This is a genomic window from Kitasatospora sp. NPDC042419 (assembly GCF_056437345.1).
In genome coordinates, this window is sequence record NZ_JBWKAW010000004.1 from 184143 (window position 1) to 199207 (window position 15065).

Annotated in this window: 16 protein-coding genes; 9 read left to right on the top strand and 7 right to left on the bottom strand. The window is 74.4% G+C overall.

Translation table 11 applies throughout. The features are described 5' to 3' along the window. Window positions 1-126 precede the first annotated feature (126 nt). From AC067J_RS10645 to AC067J_RS10665, 5 genes are all read right to left on the bottom strand, one after another. The gene (locus AC067J_RS10645; protein WP_478297664.1) at window positions 127-1143 is read right to left on the bottom strand and encodes an aldo/keto reductase; all 1017 of its coding nucleotides are present in this window, start codon (window positions 1141-1143) and stop codon (window positions 127-129) included. Window positions 1144-1321: 178 nt separating this feature from the next. Next, entirely contained in the window at window positions 1322-1606 is a 285-nt protein-coding gene (locus AC067J_RS10650; protein ID WP_478297666.1) for a CDGSH iron-sulfur domain-containing protein, read from the bottom strand. Window positions 1607-1609: 3 nt separating this feature from the next. After that, window positions 1610-1768, bottom strand: a complete 159-nt coding sequence (locus AC067J_RS10655; protein ID WP_478297667.1) for a (4Fe-4S)-binding protein — start codon at window positions 1766-1768, stop codon at window positions 1610-1612. After that, the gene (locus AC067J_RS10660) at window positions 1768-2070 is read right to left on the bottom strand and encodes a GNAT family N-acetyltransferase (protein ID WP_478297669.1); all 303 of its coding nucleotides are present in this window, start codon (window positions 2068-2070) and stop codon (window positions 1768-1770) included. The genes AC067J_RS10655 and AC067J_RS10660 overlap by 1 nt, the downstream gene beginning before the upstream one ends. A gap of 49 nt (window positions 2071-2119) precedes the next feature. Next, a complete protein-coding gene (locus AC067J_RS10665; protein ID WP_478297670.1) occupies window positions 2120-3061 on the bottom strand; it encodes a class I SAM-dependent methyltransferase in 942 nt (313 codons plus the stop codon). 335 nt (window positions 3062-3396) lie between these two features. Here AC067J_RS10665 and AC067J_RS10670 point away from each other — a divergent pair, with 335 nt between their 5' ends. The 3 genes from AC067J_RS10670 to AC067J_RS10680 all read left to right on the top strand — a co-directional run bounded on the left by AC067J_RS10670 (window position 3397) and on the right by AC067J_RS10680 (window position 7943). Further along, complete coding sequence (locus AC067J_RS10670) at window positions 3397-4935, top strand: sensor histidine kinase (RefSeq protein WP_478297672.1); 1539 nt, start codon at window positions 3397-3399, stop codon at window positions 4933-4935. Then, window positions 4932-5591: a response regulator gene (locus tag AC067J_RS10675; protein WP_478297673.1), complete on the top strand. Its 660-nt coding sequence runs from the start codon at window positions 4932-4934 to the stop codon at window positions 5589-5591. Before AC067J_RS10670 ends, AC067J_RS10675 begins: the two co-directional genes overlap by 4 nt. 864 nt (window positions 5592-6455) lie before the next feature. After that, a complete protein-coding gene (locus AC067J_RS10680) occupies window positions 6456-7943 on the top strand; it encodes a M20 family metallopeptidase (RefSeq protein WP_478297674.1) in 1488 nt (495 codons plus the stop codon). Window positions 7944-8082: 139 nt separating this feature from the next. On the opposite strand, the gene AC067J_RS10685 is transcribed toward AC067J_RS10680, so the two are convergent. Beyond that, the gene (locus tag AC067J_RS10685; RefSeq protein ID WP_478297676.1) at window positions 8083-8784 is read right to left on the bottom strand and encodes an ArsR/SmtB family transcription factor; all 702 of its coding nucleotides are present in this window, start codon (window positions 8782-8784) and stop codon (window positions 8083-8085) included. Between the two features lie 156 nt (window positions 8785-8940). Here AC067J_RS10685 and def point away from each other — a divergent pair, with 156 nt between their 5' ends. From def to paaE, 6 genes are all read left to right on the top strand, one after another. Then, window positions 8941-9597, top strand: a complete 657-nt coding sequence (gene def / locus AC067J_RS10690) for a peptide deformylase (protein ID WP_478297678.1) — start codon at window positions 8941-8943, stop codon at window positions 9595-9597. A 469-nt stretch (window positions 9598-10066) separates the two neighbouring features. Then, window positions 10067-11095: a 1,2-phenylacetyl-CoA epoxidase subunit PaaA gene (gene paaA, locus AC067J_RS10695; protein WP_478298167.1), complete on the top strand. Its 1029-nt coding sequence runs from the start codon at window positions 10067-10069 to the stop codon at window positions 11093-11095. Then, the gene (gene paaB, locus AC067J_RS10700; protein ID WP_344330439.1) at window positions 11092-11385 is read left to right on the top strand and encodes a 1,2-phenylacetyl-CoA epoxidase subunit PaaB; all 294 of its coding nucleotides are present in this window, start codon (window positions 11092-11094) and stop codon (window positions 11383-11385) included. The genes paaA and paaB overlap by 4 nt, the downstream gene beginning before the upstream one ends. A gap of 17 nt (window positions 11386-11402) precedes the next feature. Continuing rightward, window positions 11403-12284: a 1,2-phenylacetyl-CoA epoxidase subunit PaaC gene (gene paaC / locus AC067J_RS10705; RefSeq protein WP_478297681.1), complete on the top strand. Its 882-nt coding sequence runs from the start codon at window positions 11403-11405 to the stop codon at window positions 12282-12284. A 50-nt stretch (window positions 12285-12334) separates the two neighbouring features. After that, complete coding sequence (gene paaD, locus AC067J_RS10710; protein WP_478297683.1) at window positions 12335-12943, top strand: 1,2-phenylacetyl-CoA epoxidase subunit PaaD; 609 nt, start codon at window positions 12335-12337, stop codon at window positions 12941-12943. Continuing rightward, a complete protein-coding gene (gene paaE / locus AC067J_RS10715) occupies window positions 12944-14038 on the top strand; it encodes a 1,2-phenylacetyl-CoA epoxidase subunit PaaE (RefSeq protein WP_478297685.1) in 1095 nt (364 codons plus the stop codon). Window positions 14039-14133: 95 nt separating this feature from the next. Here the strand turns inward: paaE and AC067J_RS10720 are convergent, their stop codons facing one another. Continuing rightward, entirely contained in the window at window positions 14134-15054 is a 921-nt protein-coding gene (locus AC067J_RS10720; RefSeq protein ID WP_478297687.1) for an NAD(P)H-binding protein, read from the bottom strand. Window positions 15055-15065 lie beyond the last annotated feature (11 nt).

Genomic DNA, 15065 nt, shown 5'->3' on the forward strand with positions numbered 1-15065 from the left:
CGCCCGCCTGGCGGGCGGACGGACAGCGGGCTGACGGGTGGTGGCCGACCCATGGGACGACGGTCGGTACGGGTGCGGACGGTCCGTTCCCGGCGGCGTGACGGAGGTCGCGGCGGGTGCCGCTGCTCAGTGCTCGCTGTCGAGATGGGCCATCTGGGCGGCAGCGTACCTGTCCCCGGCCGCCGACCCGGCGGGGACCGCCGCCTCGATGGCCGCGAGGTCCGCCTCGGTGAGGGCCACGTCCAGGGCGCCGAGTGCCTCGGTGAGCCGGTCCCGGCGGCGGGCACCGACCAGCGGGACGACGTCCTCGCCGCGCGAGGCCACCCAGGCGATCGCGATCTGTGCGACGCTCGCGCCCCGATCGGCGGCGACGGCGCGCAGCGCCTCGACGAGCCGGAGGTTGTGGGTCAGGTTGTCGCCCTGGAAGCGCGGGCTGTGGCCGCGGAAGTCGGTGCCGGACAGTTCGCGGTCGTTCTGCCAGTGGCCGCTGAGCAGGCCGCGCGAGAGCACCCCGTACGCGGTGACGCCGATGCCCAGCTCGCGGGCGACGGGCAGGATCTCGGCCTCGACGGAGCGGGAGATCAGCGAGTACTCGATCTGCAGGTCGCTGATCGGGTGGACGGCGGCGGCGCGCCGCAGGGTGTCCGCGCCGACCTCGGACAGGCCGATGTGGCGGACGTAGCCGGCGTTCACCAGGTCGGCGATCGCGCCCACGGTCTCCTCGACGGGAACGGCCGGGTCGAGCCGGGCCGGGCGGTAGATGTCGATGTGGTCGGTGCGCAGGCGGCGCAGGGTGTAGGCGAGGGCGGTCTTGGTGGCCGCGGGGCTGGCGTCGTATCCGAGCCACTGGCCGTCCGGGCCGCGCTGGGCGCCGTACTTCACGCTGATCTGGACGCTCTCGCGGTCGCGGCCGCGCAGCGCTTCGTGGATCAGCAGTTCGTTGTGGCCCATGCCGTAGAAGTCGCCGGTGTCGAGCAGGGTGAGGCCGGCGTCGAGGGCGGCGTGGATGGTGGCGATGCTCTCGGCCTCGTCGGCCGGACCGTAGAGGTCTGACATGCCCATGCAGCCGAGGCCGAGGGTGGAGGTGGTGGGGCCGGTCGCGCCGAGGGCGCGCCGGGGGATCTGGTGGGCGGTGGCGGACATGGGTGCTCCTGGCGGCTTGGAGGGGGTGGGGTGCGCGGCGGGAGGGGGTGCCGGTGAGTTCGACTATGGCATGAAGGCTGACAGATTTCAAAATCTGTCAGCTGTTATCTGTCATCTGATATCTGTCAGTTGTCATTTGTCGGTCACGCACGCCGCCCTCGCTCACCGCCACGGGTCGTCACTCAATGTGCCCGCCGCACGCGCCGCTCCGGTCGCAGTACGGCTGCCCGGCGCTGCTTCCGCAGCCGCACAACATCGCCCGCGTCGTCTCCCGGGCCTCGCCCCCGGCATCCGTGATCCGCAGTCGGCCACGCAGCAGCAGTCGCCCGTCGGCGGTCCGCCGCACCGTCGTGGGCCGTTCCGGCACCTCCACCCCGCCGTCCGCCAGCCGGTAGGTCAACGCCCCGGTCGGACACCGTCGCACCACCTCGGAGATCACGCCCGGCTCGGCGGCGTCCGGCATGATTCACGGGCGCCGAGCCGTGTCGAACACGGACGGCAGCCCGTGCACGCACTCCGCCGCGTGCCTGCAGACCTCCGCGTCGAAGGCCACCGTGATCCCCTCGGCCTGGTAGGCGCGGGCGGGCCGGTGGCGCCCGCCCGGCTCTCCACCACCGCCGCCCATCAGTCGGTCACCCGGCTGCGGTTCTCGTACGCGAGATCGACGTACTCGGGGTGGCGGAGCATCCACCCCTTGATGAACGGGCACGTCGCCAGAACGGCCAGCTCGCGCTTGCGGGCATCGTCCAGCGCGGCCCGGGCCAGCGCACTGCCGACGCCCTGCCCCTCGTAGGCCGGCTCGACCACCGTGTGCGGGTACACCACCAGCTCGTCGCTGCGCAGGTACTCCGCGAATCCGGCCAGGGTGTCACCGGCCCAGGCCTCGAAGCGGCTGTTGCCGTCGGCGTCGCGAACCGTCACGGTCATCGGGGGCTCCTCACTGCTGGACGCGGAGCCGGGGACCGGCCCCGGTCCATCATCGAGCGGGTGCCGCCGCCGCGCTCGCCGTGGTGCCGGTACTCCCGGTGTGCCCGGCCGCCCCACTGCCTCCGCCCGCCGCTGTATCTCCGACCGCTTCTGTACCTCCGCCCGCCTCGGCGCCTCCGATGGCCTCTGTCCCTCCGACTGCCTCTGTGCCCGCCGGTGCCGGCACCCTCGCGGCCCCGACCCCGGCCTCGGCCTCGACTCCGGCCCCGCTCCCGGCCCGGGGCCCGCCCCCGCCACCGCCCGGCGCCCGGAGCAACTGAGCCCGGGCCGGAGGGACGTTCCGCCACACCGTCCGGCTCCCGAGCCCGTACTCCTCCTCGAACCGCCGCAGCAGCCGCGCCACCGCCCGGTGACGCGCCCCGCGCCCCGGCCCCGACGTCACCAGACGCGCCGCCGCCGTCCCCAGGTACCCGAAGTACGTCAGCTCGCCACCCGGCACCAGCAGCCTCAGGTACAGATCGAGGAGGTGCCGGACCTCGGCCGGCTCGAAGTTGGTGAACGGCAAGCCGGAGACGATCACGTCGTACCGCTCATCCGCCGGCCCACCGCCGCCCGCCGCAAGGGACAAGCACTCCGGCAGCTCCTGCACCCGGCACACCGACAGCCGCAGTCCGACCGCCGGACCGCGCCGCGCCAGCACCGGATCCCGTCGCAGCCGCTCCGCGAACCGCGGGTTGGCCTCGACGACGTGCAGCCGGTCGCCCGCCCTCAGCACCCGTGCCAGCCGCCGGGTCACCGCGCCCGTCCCCGCCCCCACCTCCAGTACCGAGATCGGCCGGTCCGGACGGCTGGTCGCCGGGACCGCCAGGGCGCTGACCAGCCCCGCCCCGCTCGGCGCGAGCGCGCCCGTGAGGTGGAACGTACGCAGCGCCTCGGAGAGAAACAGCCACCCGTCGCCTGTGGTCGCCCGCGATCCGGCGGGTACAGGCACGGGTGCGAGCGCGGTGTCGGGGCCGGGGGCAGGGTCAGGAGTGGGGCCCGGGCCGGGGCCGGGGGCGGTGCGGGAAACGGGACCGGAGCCGGAGGCGGGACCGGTACGGAGCTGATCCATCGTCATGCAGCCGAAGCTACGGACGTCCGGGCAGGCGCGAATCCGCCGACGGACAACCCGCACCCCCGACGAAAGTAGAGGGAGCCAATGCCCGGAGGTAGGGGGTCAAGACCCGCTGCACGCCATAGCATCGGCCCCGAAACGTCCCAGGCAGCCGCTCGCGGAGCGGCCGACGGGCGGGCCAAGGCAGCGAGGAGAGGCAAGGGGGGAACCGAGTGACCACGGATCACCCTGCACGCCCACCACACCCACCCCGCCGACCGCACCCCGCCGCGCTCGGCTGGTACGCCCCCGGTCGGCACGCCCTGACCGAGACCCTGCTCCTCCTCGCCGTCCTCGCGCTCGCCGCCGAGGAGACCTTCGTCCAGTGGCACAACACCGGGCTTCCGCTGCGCCCGGTCCGCATCGCCGGAGTCGCCCTCGCCTCGTTCTCGCTCCTCCTGGCACGTCGGCACCCGGTTGCCGCCGCCGTGCTGCCCGCCCTGTCCGGCGGCCTCCTCAACCGGGCCTTCCCCGGGCTGTTCAGCGTCTACCACCTGGCCTCGACGGGCCGCCCCGGTCCCGCGGTCGTGGGAGGGGCCGTCATCGCAGGCCTCAGCGTGGTCCGTGCCGAATCGCTCGTCGACTGGGCCGGCACCGCCGGATCCCAACTGATCGTCGAGGCCGCCGCACTCTCCCTGGGGCTCTGGCTGCACGGCCGTCGCATCCTGATCCGGACCCTGCACGCCAAGGTCGACGCCCTGCGCCGCGAGCGTGAACTCCGGGCGGAGCAGGCCCGGTCCGCCGAACGAGCCCGGATCGCCCGCGAGATGCACGACGTCCTCGCCCACCGGTTGAGCCTCCTCGTGCTGCACGCCGGGGTGCTACGGGACCAGGCCGCCGCCGGGACCGCCGCCGACGACCCGGCGCGCCTCGCCCACCGCCTGGAACTGATCCGCGCGACGGCCGCCCGCTCGCTCGACGACCTGCGCGACGTCCTCGGCGCCCTCCGGGCCGACCCGGCACCGCCCGATCCGGAGCCACCCGCCCCGGAGCTGTCCGGTGCCGACCGGCCGGCCGCCGCCCGGGGCCGGGCCGTGGCCCGCCACCCGCCCTCCGATCCGCCGCCCGACCCTGGCCCGGCCGCCGGCACCGCCCCCACCGGCCTCGTCAGCCTCGCCGCCGCCATCGCCGCTACCGCACCCACCGCGCCCACCGCTCCTTCGTCCGGGGCGGTGCCCGCTCCGGCCCTGCGGAACCTCGCCGAACTCGTCGGCGAGGCCACCGAAGCGGGTCAGGCCGTCGAACTCGCCCTGGCCGGTGACGCGGAGAGCGTCCCGACCACCCACCGCCTCGCCATCCACCGGGTCGTCCAGGAGGCCCTGACCAACGCCCGCAAGTACGCGCACACCGCGCCGGTCACCGTCCACGTCCGCTACGGCGCCCCGGCAACCACCGTCGAGGTGCACAACGGTCCGGGGGAGCACGCCCCCTCCGGAGCCTGCACCGGAGGGGGATACGGTCTGGTCGGGCTCGCCGAACGGATCGGTGCGCTCGGCGGACACCTCGACGCCGGCTCCGACGGTCACGGCGGCTTCCGCCTCGCCGCCCGCCTCCCGACACCTCGCCGGTCACCCGCCCGACCCCCGGCACAGCCGCCCGCCGGGGGATCCGCAAGCCCGCCCGTCCGACCCGCCGTTCGTCCGCCCGCGCAGCCGCCCGGCCGGGCGGACCACCCCGGGCCCGAGCGGATCCCCCCGAGAGAGGGCACATGATCCGCACCATGGTCGTCGACGACGACGCGCTGGTCCGGCTCGGCCTCGTCGACCTGCTCTCCCAGGACCCCGCGCTCGCCGTGGTCGCCGAGGCAGCCGACGGGTTGCAGGCCGTCGAACTGGCCCGCCGGCAGCGCATCGACGTCGCCCTGATGGACATCCGGATGCCCCGGCTCGACGGCATCGCCGCCACCCGCCGGCTGCGCGAGCTGCCCGACGGCCCACGCGTCATCGCGCTCACCACGTTCGACCTCGACGAGTACGTCTACCAGGCGCTCGCCGCCGGCGCCGACGGCTTCCTGCTCAAGGACACCCCGCCCGCCGACATCGCGCGTGCGGTCCACGTCGTCGCAGGCGGGCAGGGCATGCTCCACCCGGCCGCCGCGCGCCGCCTCATCGACCGCTACCACCGCACCGGCACGCCGCGGGCGGTGGCAGCGCGGGGGCGCCTCGCGAGCCTCACCCCGCGGGAGACCGAGGTGCTGCGCGAACTCGCGCTCGGCCTCTCCAACGCCGAGATCGCCGCCGTCCTCGGGATGCGCGAGAGCACCGTGAAGGCCCACGTCAGCCGCATCCTCACGGCCCTGGGCGTCGGCAACCGAGTCCAGGCGGCGCTGCTCGCCCGTGATGCCGGCGTGGTCGACGACTCCGCCTGAACGACCCGCCTGAAGGATCCACTCACCGCCCTGCTCGCCGATACCGTCCGTCGACCCTCACCCGTCGACCGTCACCCGCCGACCGTCACCGGCCGACCGTCACCGGCCGAGCCACACCCGCCGAGCCACACCCGCCGAGCCGACCTGACGCGTAAGCGGGTGAGCGAGAGAACGGTGCCCGGCGACTGCACCCGAACTCCCGGCCTGACCACTCGTCGCCAGCCCGCCCGGTTACACCTGCTCCGTCCCGCCCTGGAGTGATTCAGTCTGATTCAGCCTGGTTCGTTCCGGCTCGATCTGCTCCGCACACGCAGGCTCCGACCACCGTGGCCCAGTACCGTCGGCCGAGTCGATGTCACCCATCTGGCTTGGAAAAGCCGAGCCTTGGCGTCTTGCGCTGCCGAACCCGGGCGCCGGGTCCATGGTGGAGGTGGGCGCGATCCGGCGACCGCGTCCGCGCGCCGAGCCAGGCCCGCATGCCGTGCGCCGACCGTCGTTCCGCGGCCGGACGTCCGGGGCGAGGCCCGGCCCCGGCACGCTGGGAGCAGGGCCACCTCGCAGGAAACCGAACGGTTCTTCTAGGCTCACATCTCGGCTTCTCTGCGGTGGTGCAGTGTTCTGCGCCCGCCGTAGTCGATGCCGATGTCCACGGGGCCCCGGGACGACCGGGGCCGCCGGATCGAGCGAGGAGGACGTAATGCCAAGCATGCCGCCCAGCCGTTCCAGTGCACTTGGACCAGACGGACCGTCCCGGCGGGACGCCGTTCCCACCGGGCCCGGCCGCCCGGCCCGGTCCGGGCAGCCCGGCTGGTCAGGCCGACCGGTGCGGCCGCTGTATACCGGCGGCGGCCGGGGAGGCGAGCGTTGAGTCCTCGAACCGTCCGGCCGTCCGCCGCATCGACCGTCACCACCGCCACGACCGTCACCACCACCGCGACACCCGCCGCAGCCTCCTCCTCCACTGCTGACCCGGTCGCCGCCGCAGCCGTCACCACGGCCGAGCCGACCAGCGCCGCCACCGCCGCACCCGGCACGGCAAAGCCCGGTACGACCGGAACCGCCACCGCCCGAAGCGCCCTCGCCCCGGCCACCCCCACCTCCGCCGCCGCACCACCCCCCGCAGCGGCCCCCCACACTCCGGCCGTCCCCGACAGCGAGGGCCAAACCGGCCCCACCGCGGCGCTTCCCGGCCTGCCCCAGGCCCTCAGCACCCGGGCCCGCACCCTGGCCGGCGCCGTCCGCCGCCGTTGCGCGGACCTCGCCAGGATCGAGTCGCCCAGCGGCGACGCACCCCGACTCGACGCCCTCGCCGAGGAGTTGGCCGCAGGATTCCGAGCCACCGGTGCGACCGTCCGACGCGAACCCGGCCCGGCCGGCGACCACCTGGTGCTCCAGTGGGAAGGCCGGGACGAGACCCTGCCGCACCTCCTCGTGGTCGGACACCACGACACCGTCTGGCCCGTCGGCACCCTCGCCGACTGGCCCGTCACCGAACAGGACGGCACCCTCAGCGGCCCCGGCGTCGTCGACATGAAGGGCGGACTCGCCATCCTGGAAGGCGCGTTCGCGCTGCTCGCCGACCTCGGCCAGCGCCCGCACCGCACCGTCCGCCTGGTCGTGGTCTCCGACGAGGAGGTCGGCAGCCCCGACGGACGCCGCCTCGTCGAACGCCAACTGCGCGGTGCCGCAGCCGTTCTGGGGCTCGAACCGCCACACCCGGACGGCCGGCTCAAGACCGCCCGCCGCGGCTCGACCCGGGTGCGGCTCACCGTGACCGGGAAGGAGGCACACGCGGGCAACGACGCCGCCGACGGCGTCTCCGCAGTCGACGAACTCGTCGACCAGCTGGTCGCGGTACGCGGCCTCGCCAGCCAGCCCGGTACGGAGCTCAACGCGGGCCGGATCAGCGGCGGCAGCCGCGCCAACGTGGTGGCCGGTCGGGCCGAGGCCGAACTCGGTCTGCGGTTCTCCACCACCGAGGCACAACGCCGCACGCTGGACAACCTCGCCCGGCTCACCGCCCTCCGACCGGGGGCGAAGGTGCGGACGGAGGTGCTGTCCAGCCGTCCGGCGTGGCCGGAGCGGTCGGGCAACCCCCTGCTGCGCCATGTCCGTTCGCTCGCGGCGGTGCTCGGTCAGCAGTTGGACGGCGGGCCGGCGGGCGGAGCGGGTGACACCAACCTGCCGGGCTCGCGCGGGTTGCCGACGCTGGACGGCTTCGGCGCGGTCGGCGGTGGTGCCCACGCGCGGCACGAACACATCCGGATCGACCAGCTGGCGCCGCGGATCGCCCTGCTGGCGGCGCTCCTCGCCGTACCGCTGCCGCGCCTGCGCGACCGTTCCGAAGGGTGAGGGGCGGGCCCCTGACGCTCGGCGCCGTTGCGTGCCTCAGGGTGGCGACTGACGAATGACGGCTGACGGCTGACAGAGATTGAAATCTGTCAGCCGTCAGCTGTTGGTCGCCGGCTGCCGAGCTGCCTGGTGCTACCCGTCACCCGCCTTCGCCGTCATGACGGCCCTCGCGGCCTCGGGCGTTCGTCGTGTCGCCGGCCGTCTCGCCCCCGCCGGCCGCGAGGAGCGGAAAGAGCCTGGTGACCGCCGCCACCGGTCGTGTGCCCGCGTGGGGTGTGCGCTGGCGGTAGGGGGCGAGCAGGGCGCGGACGGCTGCGCCGAGGTCGGCGAGTTCGTCGGCGGTGAGGTGCAGGACGTCGCTGGACGCGTGGTCCCGCTGCCATTCGGCGGGGGCGGCCGACCGGTTGGCGAGCCAGTGTCGGTAGCTGCCGTCCGAGAGATCGCCCGCCGGCTCGGGTGCCAGGCTCCCCGCGGACCGGTCGGTCGGCTCCTCGGCCGATCCGGGCGACATCAGTGAGCCTTCCCAGCGGAGCCGCCACGGGCGCGAGCGGCCGTCGCCGGTGGGCGCTTCCTCGACCAGTCCGTACCGGGCGAGCTGGCGCAGGTGGAACGAGCAGGTGCCCGAGCTCTGGTGGAGCATCTGCGCGGCCTGGTTGGACGTGATGCTGCCCCACTCCGCGATCAGGTCGAGCAGTGCGACGCGGATCGCGTGGTGTGGCAGCGGTCTGGCACTCCGCGGCCGGGCGGAGCCCGGTTCGGAGGTGGGGGCGAGGCCTGGCACGGGCTGGGCTGCCGCAGCCTCGCCGGGCGCGAGATCGGCTGGATTCCTGTCGCTGGTCACTTTGCAAAGATGCTACTTTGCAAAGTGTTTGGCAACTCAGAGGGGTGCCAAGCTGGTCATATTTGGGCATAAGCGCACTGCATTTTCTCTTTGCAAAGTCCAGGACTTTGCAAAGAGTGGGTGCAGTGGGTGGGGTGAGGAGCGGAGGGGTTCGGCGTGGCTCAGCAGGTTCCGGGACAGGTGCGGGTGCAGGGCGAGGTGGTGGCCGCATATCCGGAGGTGCCGCCGGAGGCGCTGCGGGGAGTGGTGCGGCGGATCACCGTCGTCGGGGAGGACGTGCTGCACCGGCGGTGCCGGGCGGTGGCGGAGGAGGAGTTCGGCACGCCGGAGCTGGCACGGCTGATCGACGACATGTTCGCCGCGATGTGGGTGGCGGAGGGAGTCGGGCTCGCCGCGAACCAGATCGGCGTCGACCTCCAGGCCTTCGTGTGGGACTGCTTCGACGAGGACGGCGTCCGCCACGTCGGGCACGTCCTCAACCCGGTGCTCGACGACCTGCCCGCCGGTACGCGGCGGCTGGTCGAGACGGAGGAAGGCTGCCTCTCCGTCCCCGGCCCGTACATGGAGCTGGCCCGCCCGGACTCGGCCGTGGTCCGGGGTCGTGACCTCGACGGACGGCCGCTCGTCGTCGAGGGGCGCGGCTACTTCGCCCGTTGCCTCCAGCACGAGGCCGATCACCTGAACGGCGGCCTCTACATCGACCGGCTCTCCGGTCGGGGCCGCCGTGCCGCGCTGCGCCGGATGGACGAGCGCAAGGAGGAGGTCTTCGCCAAGCGCGCCGCGCGCGCCGAGGAGCTCGCCGGCCTGCGGTAGCCGTTGCGGCGTCGGTGCCAGTCTCGCCGTCGGTGCCGGAGCCTGGGCCTGGACCGGCGCCGACGTCGACCAGGCCGACCCGACCCGCCCTGACCCGGTCCGGCCCCGGTCGGAGCGTGCCGCCGTACTGCCGTGCGCTCCGTTGCGGCCCGCCCGCCGCATTCCCTTGTCAGGCCGCCGTCTCACCGCGCACAATGGTACCGACCGAACGGTCAGTCGGTAGCCCGCGAGTGATCCGGGCAAGCCGCCGACGACACAGGACGAGCGGCACAGGGACAGGCGAGAGGGGACCGCGGTGACAGCAGAGGTGGCCGAGCCGGTCCCCGAGCGGGCGCATCAGCCGCACGGCACGACCCGGACGGACGAGGTCGACAGGACCGACGGGGCCGACCGGGCGGACGAAGCCCACGGGTCCCACGGGGCCCACGGGTCCCACGGGACGGGCCGCGACCAGCAGTCGCCCGAGGAGATCTTCGAGGCGGTCATCGCCGCCGAGCAGCGGATCGAGCCCCGGGACTGGATGCCCGACGCCTACCGGGCCACCCTGATCCGCCAGATCGCCCAGCACGCGCACTCCGAGATCATCGGCATGCAGCCCGAGGGCAACTGGCTGACCCGCGCCCCGTCCCTGCGCCGCAAGGCGATCCTGCTCGCCAAGGCCCAGGACGAGGCCGGCCACGGCCTGTACCTCTACGCCGCCGCCGAGACGCTCGGCGTGGACCGCGCCGAGCTGACCGAGAAGCTGGTCTCCGGCCGCCAGAAGTACTCGTCGATCTTCAACTACCCGACCCTCACCTTCGCCGACGTCGGCGTGATCGGCTGGCTGGTCGACGGGGCCGCGATCTGCAACCAGGTCCCGCTCTGCCGTTGCAGCTACGGCCCGTACGCCCGCGCCATGGTCCGGATCTGCAAGGAGGAGTCGTTCCACCAGCGTCAGGGCTACGAGCTGCTCATGACGCTGATGCGCGGTACCGAGGCGCAGCGCCGGATGGTCCAGGACGCGGTCGACCGCTGGTGGTGGCCGTCGCTGATGATGTTCGGCCCGTCGGACGCCGACTCGCCGAACACCGCCCGTTCGATGGCCTGGCGGATCAAGCGGCACACCAACGACGAGCTGCGTCAGCGCTTCGTCGACATGACCGTCCCGCAGGCCGAGCACCTCGGGGTCACCCTCCCCGACCCCGGGCTGAGCTGGAACGAGGACCGCGGCAGCTGGGACTTCGGCGAGCCGGACTGGTCCGAGCTGACCCGGGTCATCCACGGCCAGGGCCCGTGCAACGCCCAGCGGATGGAACGCCGCCGGGCGGCCCACGAGGACGGCGCGTGGGTGCGCGAGGCGGCCGTCGCCTACGCGGAGAAGCGCCGTGCGGAGAGCCGCGGGCGGACGGAGCCGCTGCCGACCGAGCCGCAGCAGCCGGGGCGGCCCCGGCAGCCGGGGCCCCGGCAGGCGGAAGCGCAGCAAGCGGAGCAGCAAGCGGAACAGGAGAACGGAAAGTGACCGAGTCCAAGGCCGGCTGGCCGCTCTACGAGGTGTTCGTGCGCCCCCGGCGAGGCCTGAACCACGTCCACGTCGGATCGCTGCACGCGTCCGACGACCGGATGGCCCTGCTCGCCGCCCGCGACCTCTACACCCGCCGCAACGAGGGCGTCAGCCTCTGGGTGGTCCGCTCCGACGCGATCACCGCCTCCACCCCGGACGAGCGCGACCCCTTCTTCGCGCCCAGCGGCGACAAGGTCTACCGCCACCCGACCTTCTACGACATCCCCGAGGATGTCCCGCACATCTGACCGGGAGCAGTCGAACCATGACCGACGACCACGTGTACCTGAGTCTCGCCGAGGCGTCCCCCGAGCCCGAGGGCGAGGGCCGCTGGGCCTACGGGACGGGCTTCGCCGACCCGCTGCTCGGGGTGGACACCGCCGTGCCGCCCGGCGTGGACGGCACCGACCTGGCCGCCTACTGCCTGATGCTCGGCGACGACGCGCTCGTGCTCTCCCAGCGGCTGATCGAGTGGTGCACCCGGGCCCCCGAGCTGGAGGAGGAGGTCGCGCTCGCCAACCTCGGCCTCGACCTCCTCGGCCAGGCCCGTCAGCTGCTCACCCGGGCCGGTCAGGCCGACGGTTCCGGGCGCACCGAGGACGACCTGGCGTACTGGCGGGAGGAGTACGAGTTCCGCAACGTCCGCCTGGTCGAGGCGCCGAACGGGGACTTCGCGTACTCGATCGCCCGGCTGCTGCTGTTCGCCACCGCGCGCGGTGCGCTGTACGAGGCGCTGGCCGGCCACCCGGATCCGGTGCTGGCGGCGGTCGCCGCGCGGGGCGTGAAGGAGCTGGCCTACCACCGCGAGTACGCGACCGCCTGGACGCTGCGGCTCGGCGACGGGACGCCGTACTCGGCCGAGCGGATGCAGGCCGGGGTGGACGCGGTCTGGCCGCTGCTGGAGGAACTGCTCACGGCGCACCCCGTCGAACTGCGGGTCGGCGTGGACCCGGCGGTGCTGCGCGAGCCGGTGCTTGCCTCGCTGGCGGGCGTGCTCGCCGAGGCCGGGCTGGCCGTGCCGGACGTGCCGGGGCTGGCGGCGGTCGGCGGCCGCGCCGGCCGGGACGGCGTGCACACCGAGGCGCTGGGCCCGCTGCTGGCCGAGTTCCAGGTGCTGGCCCGGGCGCACCCGGGGGCGACGTGGTGACCACGGCCGGGGCGGTTCGGCGCGGCGGGGCCTGGGAGGTGGCGTCGGCCGTGCCCGATCCGGAGCTGCCCATGCTGACCCTCGCGGACCTGGGCGTGCTGTCCGAGGTCGAGGAGGACGGAGCCGCGGTGACCGCGTGGCTGACCCCGACGTACTCGGGTTGCCCCGCCGTCGCGGAGATGGCCGCCGACGTGGACCGGCGGCTGCGTGCGGCCGGGTTCACGGACGTCAGGGTCCGGTTGCGGCTGGACCCGCCCTGGTCGACGGACCTGATCACCGCCGAAGGCCGGCGCAAGCTCGTCGAGGCGGGTATCGCGCCACCCCGTCCGGGGGGTGCCGCGGCCTCCGGCGCCGGGCCCGGCCTGCTGAGCCTCGGTCCGACCCGTCGTGCGACCGGGCCGGGTGCGGCGGCCGGTACGGATGCCGACTCCGGTCCGGCGCCGGATGCTCCGGCCGGTGCGCGGGCCACCGTCGTCGGGGGCCACGTCGTCGGGGGCCACATCGCCCGGGGCGACGTCGCCCCGGCCACCCCTGTCATCTGCCCGCTCTGCGGCGGCGCCGACACCGAGGAGCTGTCCCGCTTCGGCTCCACCGCCTGCAAGGCGCTGTGGCGCTGCCGCGACTGCCGCGAGCCTTTCGAACGTGTCAAGGAGATCTGAATGGCCGCCGTCCGACCCGCCCGCCGCCCGACCTTCCACCCGTTGCGGATCGCCGGGGTGGAGCGGCTTTGCGAGGACGCCGTCGCGGTGACCTTCGCGGTGCCGGACGGGCTCACGGACGCGTTCGCGTTCCGGCCGGGGCAGACGCTGACACTGCGCCGGGTGGTGGACGGTGTCGACGAGCGCCGCTCGTACTCGATCTGCGCCCCCGTCGGAGGTCCGCTGCGGATCGCCGTCCGCGAGGTGCCCGGCGGGCTGTTCTCCCGCTGGCTGGTGCGCGAGGCGGCGCCGGGGGAGGAGGTCGAGGTGCTGACGCCGTCCGGGCTCTTCAGCCCCGACCTCGCCGAACCGGCCGAGCACGTGCTGCTGGCGGCCGGCTCCGGCATCACACCGATGCTCTCCATCGCCGCCTCCGTGCTGGCCGCCGACCGCACCTCCACCGTCACCCTCCTCTACGGCAACCGGCGCAGCGACACCGTGATGTTCGCCGACGAGCTCGCCGACCTGAAGGACCGCTACCTCGGCCGCTTCCAGCTGGTGCACGTGCTGTCCCGGGAGGCCCGGGACGCCGAACTGCTCAGCGGCCGCCTCGACCCGGAGCGGGTCGAGGCGCTGCTGAAGGCGCTGGTGGACGTGGACGCGGTCGGCCACTGGTGGCTCTGCGGACCCTTCGGGATGGTCGCCGGGGCGAAGGACCTGCTCACCGGGCTGGGCGTGCCGGCCGCACGGGTGCACCAGGAGCTGTTCCACGCCGAGGACGAGCCGGTCGCCGAGCGCGCGGACGACCTGCCGGGCTCGGGAGGTCCGGACGAGGGGGAGCACAGCGAGGTCACCGTCGTCCTGGACGGGCGCGGCAGCACGCTCTCGCTGCCGCGCGACCGGTCGATCCTGGACGGTGCGCAGCGCTCCCGTCCGGACCTGCCGTTCGCCTGCAAGGGCGGGGTCTGTGGGACCTGCCGGGCCCTGGTCACCTGTGGCGAGGTGGAGATGCGGCGCAATTTCGCGCTGGAGGAGAAGGAGCTGGCGGCCGGCTACGTCCTCACCTGCCAGGCCCGGCCGGTGACCGACCGGGTGACGGTCGACTACGACCGCTGACCGCTGACCGCTGACCGCTGACCGCCGACTGCCGACTGCCGGCCGCTGGCCGCCGGCCGTGTCCGGCGTCGGGACGGACCGGCTCGTCCGGCCGGTCACCCCGGCAGCAGTTCGGCCCGGTGCGCCGCGAAGAACTCGGCCAGCGGGACGGGTCGGCGTCCGAGCAGCCGACGGGTGGTGCCGTCGTCGGCGACGTCGAACCAGCCCCGCCGCCGGAACGGGTCGTTCTCGCCCCAGGCCCGCGCGATCGGCCCGGGCACCCCGAGCGCGGTCAGTGCCCCGGCGACCTCCGCGTCGGCCACCTGACGGTGCCGCACCGGTCGGCCGGTCGCCTCGGTGAGCGCGGCGGCGACCTCCGCATCGGTCAGGCCCGGCCCGGTGACGTCCAGGACCGGGCCGGCTCCGCCGCCTCCCGCGCCGCCCCGGCCGTCCGCCGCGGGGGTGACGGCGCCGGTGAGCAGCCGGGCGGCGGCTTCCGCCGTGTCCTCGCGGGTGATGTAGCCGACCTTGCCGTCGGCGGCGCTGCTGGGCAGTTCGCCCGTCGCGACCGCGAGGCGGGCCAGGCCGGACAGCAGCAGCATCTGCGGCCAGACGTTGAAGCGCAGCACGGTGTGTCCGAGCCCGGAGTCGGCGAGCAGCCGCTCGGTCCGGCCGTGGTCGCGTGCTTCGGGGACGGGGTTGCCGGGTTCGGCGGCGCGGACCACCGAGGTGTAGACGACGTGCTCCACCCCGGCGGCGACCGCCGCCCCGATCGCGGCCTCGTGCAGGCGGAACCGTTCCGGTGACCGCGCAGTGCTGATCAGCAGCACCCGCCGGACCCCGGCCAGGGCCGGTTCCAGGGTGGCGGGGTCGGCGAAGTCGGCGGTGCGGGTGAGGACTTCGGGCCACGTCCGGTCTGCGGTCGCAGCCGCCGGATCCCGGGTGAGCGCGACGACCTCGGACCGGTCGGTCAGGCGGAGTGCGGCGGTGAGTGCCAGCCGGCCCAGCCGGCCGGATGCTCCGGATACTGCGATCATGTGAACTCCTC

What these genes read in the sequence shown, in the direction of transcription:
- AC067J_RS10645 (WP_478297664.1), bottom strand. Translation starts at nt 1,143, where the DNA reads ATGTCCGCCACCGCCCACCAGATCCCCCGGCGCGCCCTCGGCGCGACC.
- AC067J_RS10650 (WP_478297666.1), bottom strand. Translation starts at nt 1,606, where the DNA reads ATGCCGGACGCCGCCGAGCCGGGCGTGATCTCCGAGGTGGTGCGACGG.
- AC067J_RS10655 (WP_478297667.1), bottom strand. Translation starts at nt 1,768, where the DNA reads ATGGGCGGCGGTGGTGGAGAGCCGGGCGGGCGCCACCGGCCCGCCCGC.
- AC067J_RS10660 (WP_478297669.1), bottom strand. Translation starts at nt 2,070, where the DNA reads ATGACCGTGACGGTTCGCGACGCCGACGGCAACAGCCGCTTCGAGGCC.
- AC067J_RS10675 (WP_478297673.1), top strand. Translation starts at nt 4,932, where the DNA reads ATGATCCGCACCATGGTCGTCGACGACGACGCGCTGGTCCGGCTCGGC.
- paaC (WP_478297681.1), top strand. Translation starts at nt 11,403, where the DNA reads ATGACCGACGACCACGTGTACCTGAGTCTCGCCGAGGCGTCCCCCGAG.
- paaE (WP_478297685.1), top strand. Translation starts at nt 12,944, where the DNA reads ATGGCCGCCGTCCGACCCGCCCGCCGCCCGACCTTCCACCCGTTGCGG.
- AC067J_RS10720 (WP_478297687.1), bottom strand. Translation starts at nt 15,054, where the DNA reads ATGATCGCAGTATCCGGAGCATCCGGCCGGCTGGGCCGGCTGGCACTC.